Annotated in this window: 15 protein-coding genes and 3 pseudogenes; 14 read left to right on the top strand and 4 right to left on the bottom strand. The window is 36.6% G+C overall.

Translation table 11 applies throughout. The annotated features are described in order from the left end of the window. Window positions 1-365: 365 nt before the first annotated feature. Window positions 366-1310, top strand: a complete 945-nt coding sequence (locus IEU65_RS02855; protein ID WP_010295461.1) for a hypothetical protein — start codon at window positions 366-368, stop codon at window positions 1308-1310. 259 nt (window positions 1311-1569) lie between these two features. Here IEU65_RS02855 and IEU65_RS10345 read toward each other — a convergent pair. Then, window positions 1570-1885 (bottom strand): annotated as a pseudogene (locus IEU65_RS10345) (IS30 family transposase); the annotation flags it as partial. A 543-nt stretch (window positions 1886-2428) separates the two neighbouring features. Between IEU65_RS10345 and IEU65_RS10535 the strand changes: the two are divergent. The 12 genes and pseudogenes from IEU65_RS10535 to IEU65_RS02790 form a co-directional block, all read left to right on the top strand. Beyond that, on the top strand, window positions 2429-2758 hold the full coding sequence (locus tag IEU65_RS10535; RefSeq protein WP_147651783.1) for an IS3 family transposase: 330 nt from the start codon (window positions 2429-2431) through the stop codon (window positions 2756-2758). Between the two features lie 610 nt (window positions 2759-3368). Then, entirely contained in the window at window positions 3369-3845 is a 477-nt protein-coding gene (locus IEU65_RS02840) for a hypothetical protein (protein WP_010295455.1), read from the top strand. A gap of 310 nt (window positions 3846-4155) precedes the next feature. Then, window positions 4156-5052 (top strand): HamA C-terminal domain-containing protein, encoded by an 897-nt coding sequence (locus tag IEU65_RS02835; RefSeq protein ID WP_010295453.1) that lies wholly within the window; start codon window positions 4156-4158, stop codon window positions 5050-5052. Next, the gene (locus tag IEU65_RS02830; protein ID WP_010295451.1) at window positions 5049-7193 is read left to right on the top strand and encodes a DEAD/DEAH box helicase; all 2145 of its coding nucleotides are present in this window, start codon (window positions 5049-5051) and stop codon (window positions 7191-7193) included. Before IEU65_RS02835 ends, IEU65_RS02830 begins: the two co-directional genes overlap by 4 nt. A gap of 915 nt (window positions 7194-8108) precedes the next feature. Continuing rightward, window positions 8109-8186, top strand: a complete 78-nt coding sequence (locus IEU65_RS10530) for a putative holin-like toxin (protein WP_370687704.1) — start codon at window positions 8109-8111, stop codon at window positions 8184-8186. Window positions 8187-8407: 221 nt separating this feature from the next. Next, window positions 8408-8556, top strand: a pseudogene (locus IEU65_RS02820) (excinuclease ABC subunit A); the annotation flags it as partial. Between the two features lie 187 nt (window positions 8557-8743). Then, window positions 8744-10606, top strand: coding sequence for a DNA primase (gene dnaG, locus IEU65_RS02815; protein WP_010295447.1), 1863 nt, complete (start codon window positions 8744-8746; stop codon window positions 10604-10606). Window positions 10607-10640: 34 nt separating this feature from the next. Then, window positions 10641-11939 carry an RNA polymerase sigma factor RpoD gene (gene rpoD, locus IEU65_RS02810; protein ID WP_010295445.1) on the top strand — a complete coding sequence of 433 codons (1299 nt, stop codon included), beginning with the start codon at window positions 10641-10643 and terminating at the stop codon, window positions 11937-11939. Between the two features lie 101 nt (window positions 11940-12040). Beyond that, window positions 12041-12598: a QueT transporter family protein gene (locus IEU65_RS02805; protein ID WP_139968696.1), complete on the top strand. Its 558-nt coding sequence runs from the start codon at window positions 12041-12043 to the stop codon at window positions 12596-12598. Next, complete coding sequence (locus IEU65_RS02800; RefSeq protein ID WP_010295443.1) at window positions 12598-13332, top strand: 3-oxoacyl-ACP reductase; 735 nt, start codon at window positions 12598-12600, stop codon at window positions 13330-13332. The genes IEU65_RS02805 and IEU65_RS02800 overlap by 1 nt, the downstream gene beginning before the upstream one ends. 144 nt (window positions 13333-13476) lie before the next feature. Beyond that, a complete protein-coding gene (locus IEU65_RS02795) occupies window positions 13477-14478 on the top strand; it encodes an alpha/beta hydrolase (RefSeq protein ID WP_147651742.1) in 1002 nt (333 codons plus the stop codon). A gap of 160 nt (window positions 14479-14638) precedes the next feature. Continuing rightward, window positions 14639-15427: pseudogene (locus IEU65_RS02790) on the top strand (aldehyde dehydrogenase family protein); the annotation flags it as partial. Here IEU65_RS02790 and IEU65_RS02785 read toward each other — a convergent pair. The 3 genes from IEU65_RS02785 to IEU65_RS02775 form a co-directional block, all read right to left on the bottom strand. Next, window positions 15415-16644 carry a glycoside-pentoside-hexuronide (GPH):cation symporter gene (locus IEU65_RS02785; protein ID WP_242455646.1) on the bottom strand — a complete coding sequence of 410 codons (1230 nt, stop codon included), beginning with the start codon at window positions 16642-16644 and terminating at the stop codon, window positions 15415-15417. The pseudogene IEU65_RS02790 and the gene IEU65_RS02785 sit on opposite strands and share 13 nt — an antisense overlap. 21 nt (window positions 16645-16665) lie before the next feature. Beyond that, window positions 16666-18375, bottom strand: coding sequence for an alpha,alpha-phosphotrehalase (locus tag IEU65_RS02780; RefSeq protein ID WP_147651671.1), 1710 nt, complete (start codon window positions 18373-18375; stop codon window positions 16666-16668). A gap of 364 nt (window positions 18376-18739) precedes the next feature. Beyond that, window positions 18740-19336 (bottom strand): hypothetical protein, encoded by a 597-nt coding sequence (locus IEU65_RS02775; RefSeq protein WP_147651667.1) that lies wholly within the window; start codon window positions 19334-19336, stop codon window positions 18740-18742. Window positions 19337-19498: 162 nt separating this feature from the next. On the opposite strand from IEU65_RS02775, the gene IEU65_RS02770 reads away from it, so the two are divergent. After that, window positions 19499-22357, top strand: a complete 2859-nt coding sequence (locus IEU65_RS02770; protein WP_168441505.1) for a mucin-binding protein — start codon at window positions 19499-19501, stop codon at window positions 22355-22357. Window positions 22358-22422: the final 65 nt, after the last annotated feature.

The raw sequence follows: 22422 nt of genomic DNA, 5'->3' as shown, positions 1-22422 counted from the left end.
TATTTACTGCGATTAAGCTAACTCGCATACTTTCAAAAAATTTACACTTAAGGTTATTGACCAAAATTGCTGTGAGATGCTCCTAGAAAAATTCAACATTGAAAATTTGAGTGAGATACTAAAAAAGTCTAAACTTATATATTTAAGATTCATAAAATAATTAATCCGCAATATATTTTATTTCTTAAGTATAAGATTCAAGTAAATGATTAGAAGGTATTCTTTTCTTAAAAGATAAGTAATGATACTTACAAGTCTTAAAAATATTTTATGTTGTGTTATGCTTTCTTCATCGATTATAATAATCCTCGATAACTATTACACTGAAACTTGAAATAGTTAGTTATATATGAGGAGAAATAATTATGACGATTAATATTTGTTGGCTTTCAAGCACTAGTTCTGGGCAGGCGATAAGTTTAATTACAGACAGTCGTTTGAGTGGTGGTGAAATGCGATTTGATGAATGTAGGAAATTATTTAGTTTACCACGTGGTGACTGTCTGATTTCATTTTCGGGAACGACTGATATAGCATATACGTTAATTAATCAGGCAATCAGTACTGTTCAAACAAGTAGACAAAGTCAGTCTAGATACCAAGACATTACAGAATTAAAAGGGCAGCTACTCAATGAAATTTCTAGTTTGGTGTCAAAAATTCATATCTATTTTCCTAATAATGATTGCGGTTTAAAAGATATTGAAATAATTTTAGCTGGATACTCTTGGAAGAATAGTCGATTTGAAGCTTGGCGAATTAGATCTCAAGCAATGACTACACCATCTCACGCAATTCAGAACATTAAAGAAAAATCAGTCCACTATTATCATCCCGATCCTTTGCTATGCACATTTGTAGCTGACCAAAAATATTTTGACAACGCTCAACTGATTGTTACTGGAACAAAGGATGAAGCAAACAAGGTCCGTAGTGAATTATACAAACGTCGAAGAAATAGTTCCTCGACTGAATGGGAATGGGGGAATGAACCAATAAAGGTGATGCGGGACATACTACTTAGTGCTCATTTTAAACATGATCTTGAAACGACAAGTGCAGGGGCTTTACAGTATATGCGAGTGTTCAAGCATGGATCAACAGAGATGAATGCAGTTTTATGGCCGGATAATAAAGATTATTGGAGTCCAACAATTTGCGGGCGATTTGTGAATCAGAGTGAGAACTTTGATGCACCATTATTTGATCCAAGAATCTGCAGGGTAATACAAGTTCCATATTATAAGAACTCATTGAATAATAATAGTGATTACTATGATTCAATCCAAAAAAACCAGTCAGTTTTATAAAATTAATAAATATAACAAGCATTTATAAAAATACCCTTAACTGCATTTCTAATACGGTTATAAAAATATTACTCGTTGATAATTTTTTTGATTATGATTTTTATAGTAGCAACAGATCTAGCTTAGATAAAATTCGCAATAATTTTCTATTACGATAATAACTTGCCAACAAATCCTGCTTTTATACAAAAAACTTGCCAAAATTAAATGTGAAGATTATTCTCGACTTAGATAATTCGCCTTTTTGATTTATGGTAGACTACAACAAACATCCGAACAGTGCCCGTTTCTGAAATACCTTTCGTTGTGATTGCCAGTAGAGCGTTTTCATTGGTTTGGCATTTATTCAATTATTGATTTGATTTAATTCTTTGTGACTGATTGTTCCTATTTTTCTTTTGGTATAAAATGTCGGATATACCGATTCAAAGTTTCATTACTGCCACGTTCTTCTGGTGAATATGAATTGTACAAAATATACTGATATGCCTACTTTTTTTGTTTCATCATATTTGGTAAAAGTCTCTAATGTAATCAACTGGAATTAATTTCATAACTTTTGATGCACTGTAAAAAAACTCATAATGCCAAATAAGTTTGGCATATCATAAATGGGTTTAGTATATCCGCTTAAGGTTGAGATCGAATTTTTAGTACAATATCGAATATTGCAGATAATAATTATTTAAAAATCCTACTTTAGTAAAGGAGTGTTATAAAGTCAAATCATCTGTTATATCAAGAGTTAGTGAGTGGTTACACACTTTGACTTAGCAGCAACCTGCCAATTGGAAAGGTGCTTCACTGTAAACGGATGTCACTTAGCCTTGTTCGTATATCGATCACAGTTTTTTGTAATAGAGTCATAGTGACATAAAACAGGAGAAATAGATGTCAAGTATATTAGATGAACAGCTATGATTCATGACTTTACAACAAAACTGTTAAATAAAATCAATTAAAACACCTTATATTTCTGAAGCAGATTCGTCATTAATATTGCAAAGTACAGAAAATAAAAATATCGAATAATTAGCATCTGAAAACTGCAACAGCTAACTAGACAGGCCATCCAACAAAATATGAATTTGTATCACAAATTTTAAAATTTAAACAGTATGCCATCTTACAGTGCGAGAACAAAGCGTAGAGAATCCCTAAACCCTTGTATTTTAGACGTTTGGAAAACCTTTCAATTTTATGGTTATTGTCGTATGGCTGCTTATAATCAACAAACCGACGATCCGAAAGTATCTGAGTATATGACACACAAATTGATGCGCGAATTAGGAATTAGATCACGCATACAAAAGCGTTTTCGCAAACCCAACACTGTTGTGACTGTCAATCAAAGGCTCAATCTTATTAGACATTTGCATGATTTGAGTTGTGTTTGGCAAAAAAATATCACTTATATTAAGTTGACTAACCACAGGTGGTTTTACTAAGCGACCGTTTTGGATCCTGAGAAGAGAAAAATATTAAGGTATAAAATTGGCGATATAATGAACGAACTAGCCACAAATGCCTAACAGATAGCGTTAGATAAGGATCAAAAGCCACTAATTATTCATCCGGATACACAATACACCAGTTCTGAATTTAATATCAAATGTCAAAATTATGGTTTGAAACATCCATATTCACTCAAAGCACATCCATACGATAATGGCCGTATCGAAGCGTTTCATTCAATGTTAAAGCGTGAGGAGGTTTATGGGAAGACATACGAAACATTAACTGAAATCCAAGCAGCCATTGGTTGTTAAATTAATTTTTATAATCTCAACCAAATCTCAAATATTGTCTAAGTAATTGAATAAAAATAATCCAATTTATTGATTTCTGAGCAAGATGAGAGCGGATAAATTAATGTCTTTGACTTAAATTTGACTTTAAAAAACCATTAAATCTCAGAACTATTAAATACAGAACTTTTATATTCTCTGAGATTTCAAGGGTGTAGTTAGAAAATTAAATTAATAATATTAATTTACCATAAGAAAAAATGTTAATATTATTGTATACTAAAAAAGTTGTTACAATTGGAGGCATATTTTGATAAAACATCGAGAAGTAGAAGAATTTGAGTTACTTCTGGCTGAGGCAATATTTTTAATAGAAAACAAGCACAATACAAAGTATTCAAAGACCTTTCCTGATGAGATTGCGGCAGCATTGTTGAGTGGTACGGGAGTAGGGGCTATTGGAGTAGGGGCTGTTTTTTATGCATTTTCAGGCATGAGCGGTGCGGAAATTATGACTGCATTAGCGGGATTTGGTATAGGTGGAGCTGCTTTGGGAATCACAAGTGTTGTTACTGCGGTATTACTACCTGTAGTCCTCGTTTCTGGTGGTGTATACACTATTTCTAATCAAAAAAAACTAAGGCGAATTTTATACCGTCACATCAAAGAATCTTACAAAATACAGTCAAAATTAGAACACGATAATAGAGAAATCGCAGTAGCATTACTTCAGGGTATTAAGGATTATAGAAATAATCTTTGTAGCAAACACCGAGTTTTAAGATAGGGTTTATTCAGTAAAGTAATTTAAATTCCCATAATAGTCTTATTTTCCTCTTTATGCTACAACTGTTTTAAAACGTGTTTTTGACCAAAAGTTATTTCTCTAATGTCAGTATAGTTTCTGACAGTATTTTTTTTGATGCGGCTCATAGTTTAATAAAACATCACCGATTTTTTAATGTATACAAAATTCACACTAATTAGCTGTTTGATTTCTATTTTTAGGCCGAATCCGGAATTTGGATTCTTAATCGCCAGGAGCAGCTGAGTTTAAAATAAAACAGACAATATAAAAAAGAAAACGGTATATTTTGATGGTAAAAGTGGCGAAAAGTACAATTAATGCAGTTAACAGTTTTGAAAGATTAGATGACATTATTTTGTTTAAAGAAAGAGTGGATAGCACACATTTGCAGACATTCATACCACGAATAAATGGACGCGATTTCGACGTGTTGTCCATTCAAGAGAAACTTATGGAAGTAGTAAATGATTTTGCTTTGACTCGATTGAAAGTTAACAAATATGTAAATAATCAGGAATTTGCCAGGCTTTCTAAGGAAGCGCGACAAACATTTCGCGCATATTCTAGCAATACAGGCGAGTTAGGAGAATTATTTTTATACACCTTTTTGGAAGGACAAATGCGCGCGCCACAAATTCTTTCCAAAATGTCACTTAAAACCACACCAGGTGATTATACAAAGAAGTCTGACGGTATCCACTATTATAAATTACCAGAATCGGATAAATATCATCTCATTTTTGGAGAAGCAAAAATGTATACTCGGCTAATTGAAGGTTTTAAAAAGGCCTTCGAATCAATAGCGGAACATCAATCAGGAAAAGAATTTGAAAAAAGTTTAATTAGTTCGCAAATAGAAAACGAATTCATTGAGCCAGAGGATAAAAATCTTATATATTCTTTGTTGTACCCAACAGAATCTGTTGTAAAATTAAAAGTTTCAGATGCGTTCGGGATTTTTATCGGTTTTGAAATTAAAAATTATGATGGACCTGGTATTAGTGAAGATGGTTATGAAAAATGGTTGAAGAATACAATTATGGAGTATATACAATCTAAAATTGGAACAATTGAAAAACAAATTACCGACAATAACCTAATTGGTAATAATTTCTATGTATATCTCATGCCTTTTTTTGATCTTAAACAAACCCGAACGAACCTTACAAAGGGGATAACGGAATGAATGGACACACAATTATACAAGAGCTTAATAACAAAGCTCTTGAAGATGGATATCTCTACAAGTTACTTAAAAAAATTCAATTTAATTACGGCGTATTCTTGTTTAATAGCAATCCTTTACAATTGACACAAAAGGAATTCTTAGATATTTTACGTTTTTCTGATATTCTGTCAAGGTCCGACACACCCTTGAATAGAAATATTGCTTTAAAAATTGTTTCAACATTGTTTGACGAATACCAAGGTAATGAGATTTACCAATTTTTTGCACAAAACACGATGATAAAAATTGGAAATTTTCCTTCTCTAAAATTATTAGAAAAGGAAGGAATTGGTTTTGATAATAAGGAAGTTGAATTAGATAAGATTTTGAAGAAAACGTTTCAACAAACATCACATGAAGGCCGCTTTTTTACTGACTCTCAATACGAAACCTTTTTGGAACTCGTAAATTCTAATCATTACAGCTTTTCAGCCGGAACTTCTTTTGGCAAATCTTTTCTTTTCTCCGAATTTGTAAATTGGATTATCAAGGAAAAAAATTCAAGCGAAAATATAGTTTTTCTAGTACCGACCAGAGCTCTAATTACCCAAGTGAAAGAAGATATTGAGTTTAACATCAAGGACAATAATTATAAAATAGTGACTAATTCTGATATTCCAGCACTGTTCAAAGATAAGCGTTTCATTTTTGTTTTAACGCCGGAACGACTACTTTCATATTTTGCTAATAAGAATAATCCTACTATTTCAACAATGATAATTGACGAAGCTCAAAACATTGTTTCTAGTGATGAACGCTCAGCTACTTTTTATCATGCTATAACGTTAGCTGAACAGAAAAGTATTAAATTATATTTTGCTTCACCAAATGTTCCTAATCCGGAAGTTTTTTTGGAGTTAGTGGGCAATTCAACTGACGAGTCTAAAAGTATTTTGGATGTAAGTGTTGTGCAAAATAAGTTTTTTGTTGATTTTACATCCAACAAGTATCGAATTTATTATGACTTTGTTCAAGATATTGAGTACGATGAACGAGAATTGAATATTCATAGTTTTGATGATTTTTTAATGAAAATGAATAAAGAAGATCAGTCGATCATTTATTGCAATTCTGTTCGTTACACAGTGGAAATTGCAGAAAAGTTTTCACGTAAAATTACTATTAGCAATGATAAAGAACTTTTGGAATTATCTAAATATATTAAAGAAAACATTCACAGTGAATATTTTCTAGCAAATCTAATTGAAAGAGGAATTGCATTCCATTTTGGCGCATTGCCACAGGAGTTGCGCAAGCAAATTGAGGAGCTATTTAAACGAGGTAAAATAAAGTATTTGTTTACTACCTCAACGCTTTTGCAGGGCGTCAACTTACCGGCTAAGAACCTATTTATTTTAAGTGACAAAATCGGTTTGGCAAACTTAAATGAATTGGATTTTCGCAATTTAGCTGGAAGGGCAGGTAGGTTAGCAAGAGAACTATATGGAAACCTGTTTGTAATTCGTTTAGATTTGGGCTCAAAAACCGAGAGACTACTTAATTTTAGAAATCTTCCTGAAATAAAAAGCCAAATTTTATCTGGACAAAAAAATTTCTACCAGAATATAGGAAATGTTTTAGAAAATAAAGAAATGACAAATAAGCAAATGTCTGCAAAAAATAAAAGAGAAATCGCAGATTACGCAACTGTACTTACCTATCAGCTTAAAAAAAATGTTCCATCACAACTAATAGAAAATTTTAATCAAAAAAATAATGATTCGAAGAAATTACGTAAAAAGATGCTCGATTTCAATATTCCAGAAGATGCATTAATGTTATCGACTACTATAAGACCCGTGTATCAGGAAAAAGTTTACAATTTAGACGACCCTTTTATATTTGATACTGATTATTCTGCTAAGTCTTGTAGAAAAATTCTTGATATTTTAAGCACGAATTACAATTGGCATGCAGAAGAAGATGGTCGATATCTTGGAAATGAAAACCGTTTAGGTTATTATTCTGTTCTAATGTCTGAATGGATTCAATCGAAGCCTTTAAATTTCATGATTAAGAGCACAATAGTTTATCATGAAAGTAATGGAATAAGAATTTCAATAAACGGAGATCCCACAAATTCAGTAGTATTTCAATAAGTAATGTCAATCATGTTAATCACGTTATAAATAGTTTACTAAAAGACGTCGAAAATATTCTGAAGTTTAAAGTCAAAAATTATGTTATTAACTATTTAAAACTGACTAACCAGGATGACTCACAGTGGCAAAATTATTTGGAATACGGTACTTATGATAGCACCATTATTGAGTTGCAGAAAATTGGATTTGATCGAACAATTTCAATGGAACTAGCAAAGCATAAAGAAGAATGTTTTACATTGAACGAGGAAGGAGAAATAATTGACATAGATGTAAGTAAGATACTTTCTACTGATGTTTCACAAAGAGCTAAAAAACAAATTAAACTATTACTTTCTTGAATATAAAAAAACTTAAGAAATGGTAGATTTTAAGAATTGACCGAACACTACGAACTGCTAAAAAACTTTTGTAATGACTCCCAATTGAGTATTTTCCTTGGTCTTACATTGATCCAATGTTTAATTTGGTCTAGTTCATTTGAACTAACTGTTACAATTTTGTGCTTTTTTGGTATAAAGCGCTGGACATATGTATTCAATATCTCTTTATTATTCAGTTGATTAGGTTAATCATCAAAAGACACTAAAGAATCTATACCAATTTAAGTTAACATAATGCACGCTATCATAAGTAACGCTATTTCAACGTTTCACAGGTATAAAAAAATAAGGCCTCCAAAAAAAATTTCACAAAGTCTTTGGAAGCCTTATTTTAATGCCCGTGTTTTAAAATTTCACAAGCGTTTAAGTTTTAGACCAATTGCTCTTTTAGGGTATGTTATACTAATTATGGCAAACAAGTTAAGATGGTGGCTATCCTGAGTGGAGGTGGTGCTTATGGTGTTAAAACTGTAAACCCAGATTCTAGGAATGGAGATGCCTGGTGTCCGTATCGGATACTTTACAGCTGATGATTAGCTTTGGGATGTTTATCCTAGCGTTAATTACTTTAGTTGTTGTGTTGATCAAAAACAGCACAAAAAAATGACCATCTTAGCTTTGGCAGGCAGATGATCATTAGAGATTATTAAACTTAGCCACCGTCTTCAACGGGTTTGCTAGGAGTCGTAGTTAGCGCTACGGATCTTTTTTATGTCTTTATTATAGCATAGCTTTTGATTTTGTCACAAATTTAATGTTTTATTCGCTTGTTTAAGCGAACGTATGTTCGTATAATGAATTATACACAATTATTTTTGTAGGTTGCTGATGGGAAACGCAATCACAACTGAATATGATTATAGCAACGAAAAGCGTGACGTGTTTTTTTAATTGATTCAAAAAGTTTCTACGCCAGTGTTGAAAATGTTGAGCGGGGCTTTAATCCATTAAAAGGCGATTTAGTTGTGATGTCTGAACATGCACATCAAGTTAACATAATATACGAAATTTGAAATCCTGATATGCTTAAAACGTTGCTATAAAGCGATTTAATAAAAATAAAAGGGCTTGACAAATTAAAATATTGAACGTATAATTTTATATACGAAGATTAGGTCGCAAACGACGTCGTTTGCGACTTTTATTGTTTGGAAAGGGGTGTGCATGGCGAGTAGAATTCCGCAATCATTCATTGATGAAGTACGGTCGAAAGTAAATATTGTTGATGTTATTGGTCAGTACACGCCGCTCGCCAAAAAAGGACGTCAATGGAATGGTTCGTGTCCATTCCACGAAGACAAGCATCCATCACTTTTTGTTGAGGAAAACAAACAAGTTTTTAATTGTTTTTCTTGCGGTCGTTCCGGTTCTGTTTTTTCCTTTATTATGGAAAAAGAAGGGCTATCTTATCCAGAGGCTATCCTGTTTTTGGCTGAGAGTGTTGACATGCCGATTGACAGTAGTATTTCAGCGACGGCGACGCACCCAGTTGATGCGACGACTCAAGCAATTTATCAATTGCACAATGATGCACAGAGATTGTATCAACACACGCTACTTAATACGACCTCAGGAGAAGCTGCACTTCAATATCTTCACGACAAACGCCATTTGACAGATGATATTATTAAGACATTTGGCATTGGTTTTGTACCTGATGATAATTTGTTACTGAGTTACGCACAAAATCAGAATTTAGCGCCAGCACTCTTGTCAGCCTCGGAATTATTTCTCACCAATAGTTCTGGCGAACAGCGTGACCGTTTTGCTGGTCGAATCGTCTGGCCAATTAAAACTGAGCGCGGCCAAGTGGTTGGATTTTCTGGTCGCGCGCTGGATAAAGACAATTCAATTAAATACATGAATAGTCCTGAAAGTCCTTTTTTTACGAAAGGGCGAATCCTATATAATTTTGATCGTGCGAAAAATATCATCAGACAAACTGGCACAGCGATGATATTTGAAGGCTTCATGGACGTTATTTCTGCTGACATGGCTGATCAAAAAGTTGGTGTTGCGACTATGGGAACTGCGCTAACTAGTGATCATGTCCACCAATTAGCAAAAGTTGCCAAACGCATTTTACTGGTTTATGACGGGGATGATGCTGGTCAGACGGCTGCACGACGCTCGATTGAGTTGATTACGAACAATGCAAAATCACTTGAAATTGGCGTTGTTCATTTACCTGATAACCTTGATCCAGATGAAGTGCGGATTAAATTAGGCTTACCCCAGTTAGCACAGTCATTGACACAAAATATCCAAACACCGATTGAATTTTTGGTTGATGATGCTAAACGTGACAAAAACTTGAGCAATCAAGCGCAATATTTGCAATTTTTAAAAGAAGTGATGATCATATTGAACCGCGCTACACCAGTGGAGCAGGATTTACAGTTAACTCGAATTTCTAAAGAGTTCGGCACTTCTAAGGAAGCGTTACAAGCGCAATTGACGCAAACACTTCAGCAGAAATCCAACCAACCACAGGCGCAATCACAACGTTTGACGACTAGGGATGATTTCTATGGTGAGCCACCACAAGATAACTATTATGATCAACTTTATGAGGCTAATCCACAGTTTAAAAATACGGTTTCCAAAGTGGAGTTGGCCGAGCGTGCCTTAATTATGGCAATGATTAAAGACCCACAAGTGATGCGTCGTGTTAAATCTACTGCCGGTTTTGCGTTTGTTCATTCAGATTATCAGCTATTAATGATGTTAGCTGAAGTTTATCAGCGAGATCATATTGGTAGTTTCGACATTGCAAAATTTATGGATTTTTTGCAAAAACCAGAGTTGAACCAAAAAATAATGGCAATCGATCGTTTGTTTGGTGATTTAGAAGTTAAAGACGAAGCGGTTAGCGATTACTTACGTTTAATCATCAATGATGCCCCACAAATGTCGAGGATTGATGAATTGCAACGACAAATTAACGTTGCAAAGCAACAACATGACGACACGAAGTTAGTACAATTGACAACGGAATTGATTAATATTAAGAAGCAACAACAGTAATGGAACGCACTTTTAGTGTAAAAAGGAGTTAAGCATGACAACTGTTTCAAGTTCAAGCAAAATTTTAGATATCAAAGCATACCTAGATGAAAACAATATTGCTTACAATAGTCGCGCTAAAAAAGCTGAATTATTGGCTTTAGCACAAGGTAAGACACCCGAACAAGCAGCTGCGGCAGGAAAAGCCTCAAAGCCAAAGTCAGCCAAAAAATCTGGTCCACTTAAAAATCCAGAATATGACAAGGCTACAAAAGCATTAATTGCTGAGTTTAAGACTGCTAAGTCAATTACTTATGCTGATTTATCAAAACGTTTGGCAGAGCCATTCAATTTAGATGAAGAAAACATCGAACGTTTGATGGAAAAGGTTGAAGATGCGGGCATTGCAATTGTTGATGACAATGGTGACCCAGCACCAGAAGTGTTGAAAGCAAAACAAAATAAACCATCAGCAGAGGAGTTAGCCGAAGCAGAAGAAACGCCAGCTGGTATCAAAATTAACGACCCTGTTCGTATGTACCTCAAGGAAATCGGGCGCGTTAACCTCTTGAAAGGCGACGAAGAAATAGAAATTGCCAAGCGAATTGAAAATGGCGATGTTGAAGCCAAACAAGAATTAGCCGAAGCTAACTTGCGTTTGGTTGTGTCGATTGCTAAGCGGTATGTCGGTCGTGGTATGCAATTCTTGGATTTAATTCAAGAAGGTAACATGGGTTTGATGAAAGCCGTTGACAAATTTGATTACACCAAAGGTTTCAAATTCTCAACTTATGCCACATGGTGGATTCGCCAGGCTATTACACGTGCTATTGCTGATCAGGCACGTACAATTCGTATTCCAGTTCACATGGTCGAAACAATTAATAAATTGATTCGTATTCAGCGTCAATTATTGCAGGACCTTGGGCGTGAACCGCTACCGGAAGAAATTGGTGCCGAAATGGATTTGACGGCCGACAAGGTTCGTGAAATTCTGAAAATTGCGCAAGAGCCTGTTTCACTTGAGACACCTATCGGTGAAGAGGATGATTCGCACTTGGGCGATTTCATTGAGGACAATGAAGCCGTTTCACCTGCTGATTCAGCTGCTTACGAAATGTTGCGTGAGCAGTTGGAGTCAGTTTTGGACACACTAACTGATAGAGAAGAAAACGTGTTACGTTTGCGCTTTGGATTGGAAGATGGGCGTACGCGTACGTTGGAAGAGGTAGGTCGTGTATTTGGTGTAACACGTGAACGTATTCGCCAAATCGAGGCCAAAGCCCTGAGAAAGTTGCGCCACCCAAGTCGTTCAAAGCAACTTAAAGATTTTATGGATGAAAGTACGAATTAATCAAGACACTCACTGATCGTTGATAAAACATAGGCATCAACGTGACAATGAAAACAGCGGTTCATCTACCATCCCGCTCATCAAAACTAGGAGAATTATCAATGCAAAAATCTATGACAGTTTCAGAATCAAGCCGTACGCGCAACATTACTATGGTAGCAATTGTCGCTGCTTTGTATGCAGCGATTACTATCGTTGTTGCACCAATAGGATTTGGTCCAGTTCAGTTACGCCTATCTGAAGGGCTGAATCATTTATCAGCTTGGAACAAGCGTTATGTATTAGCGCTTGGATTAGGTGTATTAATCGCTAATTTGGTCTCACCTTTGGGTTGGATTGATTGGGTATTTGGCACTTTAGGAACCGTGATTATGACTACTGTCACTTATTTGTTTACAAAAAAAGTAAAAAGTGCGATTGTAAAAATTATTATTAGTTCGGCTGTGGTATCCACTATCGGCATGGCCATTTTGGCTGCGGAATTTACGTTTGCTTTCAGCATTGGCGCAAGTGGTGCTTTTGCCTCTGGGTCGAAAGGTGGCCTTTTCGCACAATGGTTGGCGTATTACATTAGTCTAGTACCCGGCGAACTTGTTTCATTAATCGTGGGTGGTATTATTATTTTTTCACTTAGTAAAATAGTTGATTTGAGTAAATAATGGCTAAGACATATACAAATAAGAATATTTTGATTACCGGTGCCGCTTCTGGCATCGGTTTTTCTCAGATGATGAGTTATTTGGCAAATGGTGCGAATGTGTTTGCAATCGATCAACAAGTTATAGATGCTCAGCATGAGAGGCTTACAACTTATCAACTCGATATCAGCCATCATGACGCGTTGATTGATTTGCTCACTGCTATTACAGAGAACGCCAGCATTGATGTTTTAGTCAATACGGCAGGTATTTTAGACGATTATCAACCTAGTTTAGAAATCAATTTAGAGAATTGGCAACAGGTTTTAGACGTGAATGTTACGCCCATGTTTATTACAACTAATGCAGTGTTGCCAGGTATGATTGCAAGAGGTAGTGGTCACATTGTGAATATGGCGTCAATCGCAGGATTTTCTGCTGGTGGAGGCGGCGCGGCCTATACAACAAGCAAACACGCTATCATTGGTTACACCAAGCAATTGGCATTTGACTATGCAAAAAAGGGTATTCACGTCAACGCGATTGCTCCAGGAGCTATCAATACGCCGATGAATGCGGCAGACTTTGCGGGTGATGGTGCTATGGCGAAGCAAGTGGCTGAACAAACACCTGCAAAACGCTGGGCGACACCACAAGAAGTAGCTGATCTCACCTTATTTTTAACTAGTCCACAAGCTGATTATATCAATGGTGCAGTAGTGCCAATTGATGGTGGTTGGAGTTTAGGACATTAATAGATTCAGATAGTGGTGTTTGTTAATAGCATGATCATTAAACCTTTCCAAACCCTCACGGGTTTGTTTTTTTGTGTTCATATACATGATATGATAAAAGTAATAGTAACTTAAAAGAACGAGATATGAATAGGGGAATGGTTCATGTGGCGAAGAATTAGAAGGTGGCTTTTCTGGTTGGTTGTTTCCTTATTAGTCATAATATTGACAACTTTGTTAGCATTCAGTTTGTCTCCAAGACCAAGTGCATATTTGATTAAACGTATGTTTGATGGGCCAGTAACGATTACGGATAAAAGTGCTTTTCAGTCGGCTTCTAAAAATGTAACGGTGACCAGTAATGTCGTTTATCCGTCCTATTATCAAAAAAACACTTTAGATATTTATCGACCTAAAAATGTAACAAACTCTAAAGCAACACTTGTCTGGGTTCACGGTGGTGGGTATGTGGGTGGTGACAAAAGTGGCATGAAGGAATTTGCCACAAAAATCGCTGCTGACGCCAAATTAACAGTCATTGCTATTAACTATCAGTTGGCGCCCACTGCGACTTATCCAAGCCAACTATATCAGTTAAATGACGCGATAAATTATCTAAAAAGCCAATCAAATTTGAATACATCAAAAATAATTGTTGGTGGTGATTCGGCTGGTGCACAAATTGCCTTGCAATATGCAGCGTTAGCAACGAATAAAAGCTACGCCAAGCGTATGAAATTTCAAACAGCTATCCCAAAAGATGCTGTTAAAGGCGCGATTTCCTATTGTGGCCCAGTCAATCTTAAGCAAGTATTAGATCAAAAAAGTGATTCATTACTCTTAAAGTGGTTTGTTCATTCAGTTGCTTGGAGTGAATTAGGAACACGCCAATGGCAAAAGTCTGTTGAGATAAAGCAAGCTTCCTTAGTTGATCACCTGACAGGTGAATTTCCACCAACTTACATTACAGATGGGAATGCTTATTCTTTTCAAGACCAAGGTTTAGCGTTTGAAAAAAAGTTAAAACAACTAGGGGTTCTGGTGACGAGTCAATTTTTTAACCATTCCAATGAATCCATCACACATGAATATCAATTTAATTATCAAACAAAAGAAGCAAAAAAATGTTATCAGCAAACCCTAGCTTATATAGCTAGGGTTGAATAGTCAGCATGATCAATTGATGGTCATGTTTTTTTGTGAAAAATATTACATATTATTTGCATATAAAATCACAAGTTAAATACTTTTGTAATAATTTGAACGGTGTTATAGTAATGATGTTGTTAGTTATACTCACTCTGTATCAAACGAAAGGTCGAATAAAATGAGCTATCAAACAGTTAATCCATTTACAGATGAAGTGATTAAAACATATGACAATCATGATGATGCCTATGTCGAAAACGCAATTGCCAAGGGTCACGCACTGTATAAAAAATGGCGTAATGATCCTGTTGAGAGTCGTGCTGCAGCGTTGAATAAAGTTGCTGACTTAATTGAAGAAAAAACAGATGAGTTAGCCAAAGTCTTAACTCTTGAAATGGGAAAACGTTTCGTAGAAGCGCAAGGTGAAGTTGCAATTTGTGTATCAATTGCACGCTATTATGCCAAAAATGCAGCGGAATTTTTGAAACCAGAGCCAATTGAATCATCAATCGGACCAGCCCAAACCATTTCAAGACCAACTGGTGTCTTGATGACAGTTGAGCCTTGGAACTTCCCATACTATCAAATTATGCGTGTCTTTGCGCCTAACTTCATGGCAGGTAATCCCATGTTATTGAAGCATGCAAGTAACACGCCAATGGCAGCTGGCGCCTTTGAAAAAGTTGTTAGCGAAGCAGGTGTACCAGACGGTGCCTTTACTAATCTTTACGTTGACTATGATCAAGTGAATAATATTATTGCAGACGATCGTGTTCAGGGTGTAGCGTTGACAGGGTCAGAGCGTGCTGGACAATTGATTGCCGCAGAAGCTGGTAAGAACATGAAGCAGAGTTCTCTTGAACTCGGCGGCAGTGATCCATTTATTGTTTTGGAAGACGCTGATCTTTCAGAAATTAAGAAAATTATTGGTGGCGCACGTTTGTATAATGCTGGTCAAGTCTGCACCTGTGTTTTATTGGGGACATAATTTCCTAATGCTAGCAACCAGCCTGTTATAGCACCACCTAATCCCATGCCAAACTTTGCCGTAAAGCTCGATGCTGAAGTGACTATTCCTTCGGCACGAACACCATTTTTCCATTCACCGTAATCCACCGCATCAGATAACAAGACAGCTGGTAGTGCACCAACGAACCCGTTTCCGAAATTACCAACAATAATACCAATAATGACAATGGGGATGTTTAGCATGTGTGCACCAAGTCCTAGAATTGCTTGACCTACAATTCCAATCATTAGTCCTGCTAACATGGTCTTTTTCTTGCCTAATTTACCTACCACTAAGGGGGTAAGGAAGACTGACACGATACCGGCAGCGTTGAAGAACAAAGCTAGAGGAATTAATCCAGGTGCGTCTAAGTTGTACTTGAAGAAGTACATTGTCACTTGACCCTTAGCACTCATACCAATCCAATAAATAAATATTTCCATGACAACAATTAGCCATGGCCAGTTGTTTTTCAACGCTTTGATTGATTGCTTTACAGGCAGAGGCTTCTGCGATGAACGCGTTTGAACATGTTCGCGTAAGTTGAAAAATGCAATCAGATATAAGACAAAGAAGACTGAGGCGCCTAAAACGGCCACCCAGAAAAAGCCTTTGCTTTCATCTTTACCGCCAATTAATGCGACAAGTGGTAAAGCAATAACAGAAATTAATGTACCGCCAAAATTGGAAAATAGAGATCGAATTGTCGATAACAACACACGCTCATCTGGATCGGTGGTCATGCTTGGCAAAATTGACGTTAATGGAATATTGATCGCTGAATATAAGACATCCACGCCAATATAAGTGACATAAGCCCAGACAATTTTCCAAGTCATTGGCAAGTCAGGAGTTGTGAAACAGAGTATGGAGAAAAAGGTAAAGGGAGCGTTAAACCATAAGAAAAAAGGTCTGCTCTTTCCCCACTTAGTATGAGTGTGGTCAATTAATATTCCCCAAATAGGGCCGTCAATAGCATCAATCACACGTGCGACTAACATTAACGTTCCGACAGCACTTGCTGTAATACCGAATACGTCAGTGTAAAAGTACATTAAATAGGTGCCGACTAAATTAAAACTAAAGCTACAAGCAAAATCACTAATACCATAGCTTAGCCGTTCATTCCAAGGTAATTTACCATTTTTTTGCGTAACAATTGCATTACTTGCCATACGTTTAACCTTCTTTATTACTCATTTTTTTAGGGATTTAGTGGGATATTGATAAACTTTAACTTCATACGGACGGATAGTTGTTTCTTGGTCGTCTGTATAATTTTGAATCAATAATTGAGCGGCTTTGGGAACATCATAATTTCTAGTGATGGTGTCAGATGTGAAATTGGCAATAATCAATAAAGTCGTTTCAGAATTGGTTCTGGTGTAAGCAAAAATGTGATCATCCTGCTCATTGTCAGGCAAAAGCTTGAACGTACCATCAGTAATGACTGGTAGTTGGTGCCGAAGTTTGATCAACTTTTGATAGAAATAGAATATTGAATCAGGATTGTCGAGTGCTGCTTTGGCATTGATGGCTTGATAATTAGGGTTAGTTTCTAACCAAGGTGTGCTATCAGAGAAGCCGGCATTTGAACATGTGTCCCATTGCATTGGGGTGCGGGCGTTATCGCGAGAATGAATACGCAAATAATCTAACATTTCTTTTGACGATGTCAATTTTTTTTGTTCAACTGTTTGTCGATAGAGATTTAATGTTTCGACATCACGGTATTGCGTAATAGATTGAAATGCATCATTATTGGTCATACCTAGCTCTTCACCTTGATAAATATAGGGTGTTCCTTGCAGAAAATGAAGTAATGCTGCTAACATTTTTGCTGACAATTCTCTATATTCAGGTGCTTTGTTTCCAAACCAAGAAACTGCTCTTGGTTGATCATGGTTACTCCAGTAGAGGCTAGTCCATCCGGTACCATCAAAAGCTGTTTGCCATTTGACAATGCTGTCCCTAATGTCCTTTAACTTTGGCGTATAGCCAGAAAAATGACCCTGAGCCGCATTCGTATCGCCATCGTATCCGACATGTTCAAATTGAAATAGCATATCTAGTTCAGAACCATCAATATTGGCATACTTTTTAGCATCGTTGACACTCATACCCGTTGTCTCACCAACAGTCATCCAATCATGTTTGGAAAGAACTTTATTGTTCATTTCACGGATATATTGATGAACGCGAGGGCCATTAGACACCACAGGTCCTGGATTACCAAATATTGAATCACCGGTGATTGGTGCGTCGGGTAAGCCATCAGGTTTTGAAATAAGGGAAATGACATCCATTCTAAAACCGTCAATACCTTTGGCAGCCCACCAATTCATCATGTTAAAAATGGAATGGCGAACTTTAGGATTATCCCAGTTGAGATCGGGCTGTTCTTTGGCAAAAAGGTGGAGATAATATTGACCTGATTGCTCATCGTAAGTCCAAGCAGGACCAGAAAAGAAAGATCCCCAATTGTTGGGTTCGTGACCATCAACTGGATCGCGCCAAACATAATAATCACGGTAATCATTGTCTGGTTCTGCAGAAGCTAGGCTTTTTTGAAACCAGTCATGTTGTGATGAACTGTGATTGACAACTAAATCCATGATGATTTTCAATCCCATTGCATGGGCTTTTGATAATAGTTCGTCAAAGTCAGCCATTGAACCAAAGGTTGGATTAATATCTTGATAATCAGAAATATCATAGCCACCGTCAATGTCAGGGGACTTGTAAATGGGATTAAGCCAAATCACATCAACGCCTAACTGTTTAATGTAATCTAATCGTTGAATGATACCGCGGATGTCCCCGATACCATCATGGTTACTGTCTTGAAAACTTTTGGGATAGACTTGGTAAACGACAGCCTTTTGCCACCATTTTTCTGTTTGCATACTTTTCTCCTTTTTGGAACGTGTCGTTTTGTACTGATTTACAAATATTAAAAATGAAATAAATGGAACGTTCCAAGTTACGTTGATTATAAAACGTCTATTTCAAAAATGCAAGCGCTTACATTTTGGGGTAGATCAATTAAAGTAGAAAATTAATGTACGCTAGTTGATGCACAATGCTTTTAACGATAAAAATTAAATTTTATATAGAATTCATTTTTTTCTTTTTTAATTAAAAAACCGAAGTCAAAAAAATTAGTTGACTTCGGCATTAGTTATATTTAGTACAGGTTAATGGAAAAAATATAATGATGTTGCTGTTTTAAATTTTCGGTGATTTTTAAATGGTAATAACTTCACTCAATTATGGCCAAACCATCTGATTAGCCCACAAGTTTTCAATAACTTTGATAAATTCCTCGGGTGTTTCTGGATTCTCGCTTGTAATCCAAGTGCAGATTAAAGCGAATAGTTCATTTTTGAAGAAGACTGCTTGTCGCTCTGAAATATATGATAGTCCAGGAACGTGTTCTGATTGCTGTTCAATACGATAAATTGTGAAGTCCCGACTCTGTATTCCTAATTTTAGCTGGTGAAAGAAATAGGCGGCTGTATGGCCACAGTATATAAACAACTGACGTAGTTCGTTTTGAAAATCAAACAGAACGCGCAATTGGTTGAGCATTTGAGAATGTGAATAAATGTTGGGATCATACCATTTCTCTGGACCAATTTGATAAGCTAAGTGGACTCTCTCAAGTAATTCCTTTTGAAATTCTTCAAAAAAAGCATCAGGTGTTGCATCAGGCTGAATATATTTTTTAATGGTGGCGCGATTCAAATCAGTCATGGTTGCTAAATCAGTATTTTTAATTTTGTTAATCGGGGTATCACGTGACAAGTTAATGATTGCTAAAAAAATCTTCCGTTTTGTCTGCATAACTTTTAAATTACGATTCATAATTTATTTCCTTAAGTTAATCTATTAAACAACTACTACACTCAACGATAGCAAGTATTTGTGAATAATTGTCTATCAATCTATTGAAGAATTGATGACCGAAAATAAATATTATGGGGAGATAATACCAACTGTAATAAAGAAAAAAGGGGATTGTGAGCAATGAAGGACAAGCGACAACTATTAAGTAAAAGATTCAAGATGTTTAAGGCAGGAAAGCTATGGATCGTAGCTGGACTTTCTATCGGATTCATGGGAGGCACAGTGGTGTTAAACAGCAATATTGCCCATGCTGACACTGTGAGCAGCAATGATTGTTTGACAGTAAACAAAAATGTCAGTGATAATCCGGACTCTAATCAGTCTTTAAAACAAGACAAGGTAACTCAAAATAGTAGTTTTCAGTCTAGTGAGACGAGCGCAAACATGCCATCTCAGGGTACATCTCCGATTAGTGACGACAGCGAGATAGTAAATGACACTAGTGACACAACTAAAAACAAAATGGCTGATGAGTCGCTAACTAACGCCCAAGATACAGAAACTGGCACACAGAATAATGATGGCAATACTGAACGTGGACAAATAACTGATGCTTCGGAGCCAGATAAGTTATCAAAAACTGACGAACCTGATAAAAATGCAGCTACTGACAACTCAGAGACAACTATTGTACCTGCCCCATTAACGCCGGAACAAAAACAAGCCGTTACGACAATATCACCAAATAAGATTAATGATTATCCCATCCAAATTCAGGACTCAAATGGAAATGCGTACCGCGTTTTTTCAGATATCCAAGGATATAATGGGATGCAATTTAATTCAAATCCGGCGACTAAGCATCTATATGTCGGAATTAGCAAAGACTTGAAAAGCATTGTATTACAACAAATTAATACTAAAAACCAACTGATGAAGACATATGTCATTAACAATTCGGAAACTTCTGATCAAGGTGTAGCGCTTGATTTTGCATTTGATAATGAATTTAGATATGCAATTAATAGTCACGGTGTAATATCGTTTATATCATTACCTCATAGAATAGAGATGACGCTACCAAAACAAACTGAACAAGAAGTTCATTTTTCAGTCGACACGAAACAAAAAGATGAAAATGGAAATGAAATTTATGCCGATTTGACAGAACCAGTCATTACTCCAGCAGTAACTAAAATTGATGCTTATCATACAACTAATGTCATTGACGGCAAGCCACTTGACTTCCCAGGTTATTATTACGTTAAAACGATTGGTGCAGAAACAGGTGAGGTATCCGAACAAAGTAAAGCCTATACTGAATCACAACTAAACGATGGCTTCAATGATTTTATAAACGGTAAGATTGATACAAAAAATATCCGGCAAGATGCCCATGGTGCTTATGCATTTGCTGTTTGGCGCGTGATTCAAAATGAGAACGGCGACTCAAAATCTTATGTTGCAAACTTAAATCAACCAACCACGTCATTAGATGAAGCTGTTAGAGCCTTTAATCAAGGTAATTTCTACTGGTTAAAATCTAAAGATGGACAGAATCAATTTGATGACAATGGGCGACCATTTGTTTACCAAACTGTTGGACAAATTTACCACTACACACTCTTAGTATCTGATCCTAATGATCCTGGGTTGATCAGCGCACACAAAAATGGCGGTAATGCAAACTTTAGTTTGAGTAATAAATTTGTTCCCTCTACATTAGTACGATACGTTTATGCGCCTTATGAGCGTCCAGAGACACCAGGATTAAGTAGCTGGACAATTGTGAACACGCCATATAATCCAGGCAATCCTGGGACGATCATTGATCCGAAGATACCAAATGATCCTAAGCAACCAGATGGGACAGATAAAGCCAGTTTGGAAAAGGTCATTACAAAGACGATTCACTATGTGGACGAACAAGGCAAGCAGTTATTAGCCGATAAGACATATCAAGTGACGTATACCCGAACAGCCACTTACCATGTGAATAACGCCGGTGAAGTGTCAGCGGTTGAATATAGCGATTGGCAAACCGATAATGATGATTTGGGAAATAATGGTGAACCAAGTATTAGTGATTATTATGTCAAGACAGCGGAACCAGACGCGATTACAGATAATCATGTTCAGTTAAACGCAGCAAACATTGAGACGAAGATTGTTTATGCTCAAGTTCAAATTAAGACAGCCGTTGATGTACCCGAGGCACATGGTTGGGCAGTTGACGTACCAGAACCAGTCTACGTGAAGACAGCAGTTGATGTACCCGAGGCGCATGGCTGGGCAGTTGATGTGCCAGAACCAGTCTATGTGAAGACAGCCGTTGACGTACCCGAGGCGCATGGCTGGGCGGTTGATGTACCCGAGCCAGTCTACGTGAAGACAGCAGTTGATGTACCCGAGGCGCACGGCTGGGCGGTTGATGTGCCAGAACCAGTCTATGTGAAGACAGCCGTTGACGTACCCGAGGCGCATGGTTGGGCGGTTGATGTACCAGAACCAGTTTACGAGAAAACAGCTGTTGACGTACCCGAGGCGCATGGTTGGGCAGTTGACGTACCGGAACCAGTTTATGTGAAGACAGCCGTTGACGTACCCGAGGCACATGGTTGGGCGGTTGATGTACCAGAACCAGTTTACGAGAAGACAGCTGTTGATGTACCGGAAGCACATGGTTGGGCAGTTGACGTGCCAGAACCAGTTTATGTGAAGACAGCGGTTGATGTACCTGAGGCGCATGGTTGGGCAGTTGACGTACCAGAGCCGATCTACATTAAGACAAAAGTTGATGTACCAGATCCTGCTAAATTAACCAAAACAGAAACTAAAATTAGCAACAAAAAAATTGTCAAAAACGATTTTGAAAGGCCAACTCTTCAATCACCGATTGACCAAAACAATTTTAAGGAGCAACTACCACAAACGTCTGCAACACCTAAAAAGTCAGAAAGTTCTATAATTGCAGTAAGCATAACGCTAGTTTGTTCACTTTTGATGATGTTCAAAAAATTAAATCACAAATTTTTTTAAAAAATGAAAAAAAACGTAACATTGTTATTTAGTAAAACGGTTACAATAAAATAAAAAGGGGGATT

Origin of the sequence: Leuconostoc pseudomesenteroides KCTC 3652, assembly GCF_014634745.1 — a bacterium.
Lineage (GTDB): Bacteria > Bacillota > Bacilli > Lactobacillales > Lactobacillaceae > Leuconostoc > Leuconostoc pseudomesenteroides.
Note: the sequence above shows the minus strand (reverse complement) of the source record. Positions and strands in the feature narration are given on the sequence as shown.

Bases quoted from the DNA above. Each gene is read 5' to 3' on its own strand.
- IEU65_RS02855 (WP_010295461.1), top strand. From the start codon at position 366: ATGACGATTAATATTTGTTGGCTTTCAAGCACTAGTTCTGGGCAGGCG.
- IEU65_RS10535 (WP_147651783.1), top strand. From the start codon at position 2,429: ATGCCATCTTACAGTGCGAGAACAAAGCGTAGAGAATCCCTAAACCCT.
- IEU65_RS02835 (WP_010295453.1), top strand. From the start codon at position 4,156: ATGGTAAAAGTGGCGAAAAGTACAATTAATGCAGTTAACAGTTTTGAA.
- IEU65_RS02830 (WP_010295451.1), top strand. From the start codon at position 5,049: ATGAATGGACACACAATTATACAAGAGCTTAATAACAAAGCTCTTGAA.
- IEU65_RS10530 (WP_370687704.1), top strand. From the start codon at position 8,109: ATGATTAGCTTTGGGATGTTTATCCTAGCGTTAATTACTTTAGTTGTT.
- dnaG (WP_010295447.1), top strand. From the start codon at position 8,744: ATGGCGAGTAGAATTCCGCAATCATTCATTGATGAAGTACGGTCGAAA.
- rpoD (WP_010295445.1), top strand. From the start codon at position 10,641: ATGACAACTGTTTCAAGTTCAAGCAAAATTTTAGATATCAAAGCATAC.
- IEU65_RS02805 (WP_139968696.1), top strand. From the start codon at position 12,041: ATGCAAAAATCTATGACAGTTTCAGAATCAAGCCGTACGCGCAACATT.
- IEU65_RS02800 (WP_010295443.1), top strand. From the start codon at position 12,598: ATGGCTAAGACATATACAAATAAGAATATTTTGATTACCGGTGCCGCT.
- IEU65_RS02795 (WP_147651742.1), top strand. From the start codon at position 13,477: ATGTGGCGAAGAATTAGAAGGTGGCTTTTCTGGTTGGTTGTTTCCTTA.
- IEU65_RS02785 (WP_242455646.1), bottom strand. From the start codon at position 16,644: ATGGCAAGTAATGCAATTGTTACGCAAAAAAATGGTAAATTACCTTGG.
- IEU65_RS02780 (WP_147651671.1), bottom strand. From the start codon at position 18,375: ATGCAAACAGAAAAATGGTGGCAAAAGGCTGTCGTTTACCAAGTCTAT.
- IEU65_RS02775 (WP_147651667.1), bottom strand. From the start codon at position 19,336: ATGAATCGTAATTTAAAAGTTATGCAGACAAAACGGAAGATTTTTTTA.
- IEU65_RS02770 (WP_168441505.1), top strand. From the start codon at position 19,499: ATGAAGGACAAGCGACAACTATTAAGTAAAAGATTCAAGATGTTTAAG.